Annotated in this window: 3 protein-coding genes; 2 read left to right on the forward strand and 1 reads right to left on the reverse strand. The window is 74.3% G+C overall.

Features of this window, described 5'->3' with window-relative positions:
- Window positions 1-1,874: FHA domain-containing protein (locus tag ACNFOC_RS50500; protein ID WP_416965720.1), on the reverse strand; the 1,874-nt coding region annotated here is incomplete at its 3' end.
- A gap of 345 nt (window positions 1,875-2,219) precedes the next feature.
- Here ACNFOC_RS50500 and ACNFOC_RS50505 point away from each other — a divergent pair.
- Both ACNFOC_RS50505 and ACNFOC_RS50510 read left to right on the forward strand, forming a co-directional pair.
- The gene (locus tag ACNFOC_RS50505; RefSeq protein WP_416965718.1) at window positions 2,220-3,929 is read left to right on the forward strand and encodes a serine/threonine-protein kinase; all 1,710 of its coding nucleotides are present in this window, start codon (window positions 2,220-2,222) and stop codon (window positions 3,927-3,929) included.
- 155 nt (window positions 3,930-4,084) lie between these two features.
- The gene (locus ACNFOC_RS50510; RefSeq protein ID WP_416965719.1) at window positions 4,085-5,323 is read left to right on the forward strand and encodes a serine/threonine-protein kinase; all 1,239 of its coding nucleotides are present in this window, start codon (window positions 4,085-4,087) and stop codon (window positions 5,321-5,323) included.
- Window positions 5,324-5,367 lie beyond the last annotated feature (44 nt).

The raw sequence follows: 5,367 nt of genomic DNA on the forward strand, positions 1-5,367 counted from the left end.
TCGCGGTCCTCGACCGGATACGTCACGTACAGGACGGGCGGAACCCATCGCATGTGCGGCCCGAGGCTGGCCAGCAGTCCGTCGGGGCCGCCGTGCAGCAACCGCGAGCCCGACCCCAACTGCCCTTCCTCCGAGCCGCGTTGCGCCCCGATAGCCGGAGTGCGACGGCCTGCCCCGGACAGAGAACCGGAGCCGGACATGGAACCGGCGCCGGAACCGGACCTGGCGGCCGACGCGAACGTGGACGTGCCCCCGCCGATCACCCGCCCCCCGCCCCGCGCATCCATGGCGTGGTCCTCCAGCCGCCGGAGAAGCTCGTCCGTCCGGGCCGTCGCCTGCTCCCGGTCGTAGGCCAGCAGCAGCCGGCAGTCCTGGCCGTGTCCGGGGCGCAGGTGCGGCAGCCAGCCGAGCCAGGACCACTCGGCGGTGCGCTCGGCCACCGTACGCGCGCGGTCCGTGCTGATCAGCACGATCTCCAGGGCGTCGGGGGAGTGCAGCGCCGCGAGCTGCGCCACCACCGCGCGGGCCAGCCCCGAGAGCCGCGCGCGCGGACCGGCCAGGCCCAGCGCGCCGACCTCACGGAGCCCGGAGGTCACCGGCACCGCCGGCAGCAGCGCCGAGCCGTCCGGTGTCGCCCGGTCCGCCGTGCCGAGCCGCACCGTGAGCGCCTCGGGGTGACCCGGCGCGCGCTCCCACAGGCGGGGGCCCGGGCCCAGGGCGGTGAGCAGCAGGGCCGCCGGGTCGGGCCAGGTGTCCGGTTGCTGGAGGACGACGGGCGGGGTCGGCACGCTCTCGTCGGCGCCCTCTTCGTCGTACGAGCCGCCGTACGCCGACTCGGTGTCCTCGGCCGTCGACTCGCCGCGGCCGCCCGTCAGGCGGCGCGCCCACTTGCCGATGCCGCCGCGCCTGCGCACCCCCTGGGGGATGTCGGTGCCCCGGAGAGGGGTGCCCTTGCGTCCGCCGAGGTCGCCGGAGTCGTCGTACGGAGGGATGCGCGAGGTCGTCGTGGGCGCGGAGAACACGTCCTCGGCGCCCTCGGTCTCCTCGGCGCCGAGAGCCTCGCCGAACACGCCGAAGCGGCCCGCGTGGGTGTCGCCGCCGTCGTGGGCGGCGCGGTGCTCGATGCTCGGGGCGCCTGCCTGGCCGGGCACCACGAGGGGTTCGCTGTGCGCGGCGGCCGGGGTGCCGGGGGACACGCGCACGTGGCCCTCGCCGTCGGGGGCCGTCTCGGTGCGCGCTCCCGGGCCGCCGGACGGGGTCAGCCGCAGGGCGGACTCGCCGATGCGGAGCAGCGCGCCCGGGGCGAAGCGCACCGGGCGGGTGCCCACGCGCGTGCCCGCCAGGGTCGTGCCGTTCGTCGAGTCCAGGTCGGCCACCGAGACGCGGCCCGAGGGGTCGACCGTCACCGCGCAGTGCAGCCGGGAGACGTCCGGGTCGTCCAGCGGGACGTCGGCGTCGGCGGAGCGGCCGATGTTGATCCGGCCGCCATGGAGGAGGTGCACCCCGCCCGCGTCCGGGCCCGCGACCACATGGAGCTGGGTCGGGGCGTCGTCCAGCTCGGGGTGCGCCTCGGGCTCGGCGGGGGCGCCCAGGGACACCACCGCGCCGTCCGTCAGCGGCGGCTCGCCGAGCGTGCAGCGCTGGGTGTCGAGGCGCTCCACGCCCGCGTACAGCACGATCGGGCCGCCGGACTCGCGGCTCCGCTCGGACTGCGACGCGGCCGCGTCGGCGGAGACCGCCGAGGCCAGCGCGGACGCCACCGCGGCCAGGGCCGTGCCGGCGGGCGCGGTGACCAGCACATCGCAACTCGCGGAGCGGCCCCGCGGCTGCGCGGGCGGCCCCAGCGGGTCTACGACGGTCAGCCGGATCTGCATCGCCGTCAGCGGTCCCTTCTGCCCCGGCACGGAATATTCCCCCACCCCGCGCGAGCACATCGGCCAGTACTGCACGCATCCTCGCACCTGCCACTGACAACTCGCCCGGGGCCCGGCACCAAGTGATCTTGATTGGTCAGCTCTGTCCCCAAAAGTGCCTGACCAGTGCCGCACCGGTGATCGAGTGAGACCGGTCATGTCCGGCTTCGGCGATCATTGGGGCAACCGGGAGACCGGGGTGAGCGTCTTTCCTTCGAACATGTACGGCGATGCTTACGTAGGTAGCCGCAAGAGGGGCGGCACTACAGTGGACCGGAACACAGGCAAGCAGCAGGGAGCGCAGACGTGCGGCCGGTAGGCAGCAAGTACCTCCTGGAGGAGCCACTCGGACGCGGCGCCACGGGCACCGTCTGGCGGGCCCGCCAGCGTGAGACCGCGGGCGCCGAGGCAGCCGTCCAGGGCCAGCCCGGCGAGACCGTCGCGATCAAGGTCCTCAAGGAAGAACTCGCGAACGATCCCGACATCGTGATGCGGTTCCTGCGCGAGCGGTCGGTGCTGCTGCGCCTGACCCACCCGAACATCGTGCGGGTCCGCGACCTCGTCGTGGAGGGCGATCTCCTGGCGCTCGTCATGGACCTCGTCGAGGGCCCCGACCTGCACCACTACCTCCGCGAGAACGGCCCCTTCAGCCCCGTCGGCGCCGCGCTGCTCACCGCGCAGATCGCCGACGCGCTGGCCGCCAGCCACGCCGACGGCGTCGTCCACCGCGACCTGAAGCCGGCGAACGTCCTGCTCAAGCAGGGCGGCGGCCAGATGTACCCGCTGCTCACCGACTTCGGCATCGCCCGCCTCGCCGACTCCCCGGGCCTGACCCGCACGCAGGAATTCGTCGGCACGCCCGCGTACATCGCGCCGGAGTCCGCCGAGGGCCGCCCGCAGACCTCCGCCGTGGACATCTACGGCGCCGGCATCCTGCTGTACGAGCTGGTCACCGGTCACCCACCGTTCTCCGGCGGCTCGGCCCTCGAAGTCCTCCACCAGCACCTCAGCGCCGAACCGCGCCGCCCCTCGACGGTCCCCGACCCCCTGTGGACGGTCATCGAGCGCTGCCTGCGCAAGAACCCGGACGAGCGGCCCAGCGCCGAGAACCTCGCCCGCGGCCTGCGCGTCGTCGCCGAGGGCGTCGGCGTGCACGCGAACTCCGCGCAGATCGCCGCCGCCGAGAGCGTCGGCAGGCTGCTGGCCCCCGACCCGGATCCGGCCGCGGTACCGACCGTGCCCGGCGCCGCGGACCCGACGCAGGTTCTGTCGCACCAGGCCGGCGCCTACGACCCGAACGCGGCGACCAGCGTCCTCCCGCACACCGGTGGCCCGGTGGGCGCCGCCGACCCGACCACCGTGATGCCGAACCGCGGTGCGGCCGACCCGACCACGGTCATGCCGCAGAACCAGCCCGGACAGTACGGCCAGCAGAATCAGCAGAACCAGCAGAACCCGTCAGGCGGCGGCCCCGAGCAGCCGCACCCCTGGCAGAACCAGCTGCGCGCCGCCCGCGACCGCAACGAACAGACCCAGTACCAGCCCTATCTCGACCCGGGCGAGGACCCGCTGCGCCGCCGCCCCCAGCGCCAGGTCTCCCGCGCGCAGCAGCCGCAGCAGCAACCCCGCCAGGCCGCCCAGCAGCGCCCGCAGCAGCGCCCCTCGCAGCGCCAGCAACCGCAGCAGCAGGGCGGCTACGGCCAGCCGCAGCAGCACCAGCCGCAGCAGTACGCCCCGCCGAGCCGCCAGCAGCCCCAGCGGCCGCCGGAGCCGGCCCGCGAGCCCCGCCAGTCGCGGCAGCGCGGCGCCAACCCGATGAAGATTCCCGGACTCGGCTGCCTGAAGGGCTGCCTGTTCACGATCGTCCTGCTGTTCGTCGCCGGCTGGCTGGTGTGGGAACTGACCCCGCTTCAGGACTGGATCGGCACGGGCAGGAGCTACTGGCGGGAGATCAGCCACGTCGCCGGACAGGTGAGCGGCTGGGTCAAGGATCTGAGTTCCGCGACCGGCAACTGACTCTCCACGCGGCCGGCAACTGACCCCCGAAACGCCCTAGTCGGACGCTGGGTTGGGGATTTGTCGACACCCAGTGGGTGATTTCCGCCTCGGCGGTGAAGGTTGGCTCATCTGACGCGTAGTTTTAGCGACACACGCGTCTGGTAGGAGCAGCCTTGGCACGGAAGATCGGCAGCCGGTACACCGCCAACCAGATCCTGGGGCGGGGCAGTGCCGGCACGGTGTGGCTGGGCGAGGGACCCGAGGGGCCCGTCGCCGTCAAGCTGCTGCGCGAGGACCTCGCGTCCGACCAGGAACTCGTCGGCCGCTTCGTGCAGGAGCGCACGGCCCTGCTCGGCCTGGAGCACCCGAACATCGTGTCCGTACGGGACCTGGTCGTCGACGGCAACGACCTCGCCCTCGTCATGGACCTGGTCAGGGGCACGGATCTGCGCACCCGCCTCGACCGCGAACGCCGGCTCTCCCCCGAGGCGGCGGTCGCGATCGTCGCCGACATCGCGGACGGACTCGCCGCGGCCCACGCGGCCGGCGTCGTCCACCGGGACGTCAAACCGGAGAACGTCCTCCTCGACATGCAGGGCCCGCTCGGCCCCGGCGGCGCGCACCCCGCCCTGCTGACGGACTTCGGGGTCGCCAAACTCATCGACTCCCCGCGCCGCACCCGCGCCACGAAGATCATCGGTACGCCCGACTACCTCGCCCCCGAGATCGTCGAGGGCCTGCCCCCGCGCGCGGCCGTCGACATCTACGCCCTGGCGACCGTCCTGTACGAACTCCTCGCCGGTTTCACCCCGTTCGGCGGCGGCCACCCCGGCGCGGTCCTACGACGGCACGTCACCGAGACCGTCGTACCGCTGCCCGGGATCCCCGACGAACTGTGGCAGCTGATGGTCCAGTGCCTGGCGAAGGCCCCGGCCTCCCGCCTGCGCGCCTCCGAACTCGCCGCCCGACTGCGCGAACAACTGCCCCTGCTGGCCGGCATGCCCCCACTGGACGTGGACGAGCCGGACACCGAGGAGGAGGAAGCGGAGCAGGAGGAGACCCCGGAGGCCACGCCCGCGCGCAGCGAGCGGGTACGACGGGGCGCCGTACCGCTGGTGCCCGGCGCCAAGCCCGCGGACTCCAACCGGGACACCCATACGTCGATGCGGGTCCCGGCGCCGGACGAACTCGCGGGCGGACCACGCGGCACGGCCCGCGCTCCGCGCCCGGCGGGTGCCCCGCGCCCCGGGTCGGCCCGGCACCGGGCGGCGACGCGGCGGCGTCGGCTGACGCTGGCGGCGGCGGGCGTGGTGCTGGTCGCGGCGGTCGGGGTCGGTACGTGGGCGGCGACGTCGGGCGACTCCGGCACGGACTCCCCGGACACGAAGAACTCGGCACCGGCTTCGCCGTAAGGGTTCGTCTCGCCCCCGCCGCCCCTACCCGTCCCATCCCTGGG

It is taken from the genome of Streptomyces colwelliae (assembly GCF_048158785.1).
Classification (GTDB): domain Bacteria; phylum Actinomycetota; class Actinomycetes; order Streptomycetales; family Streptomycetaceae; genus Streptomyces.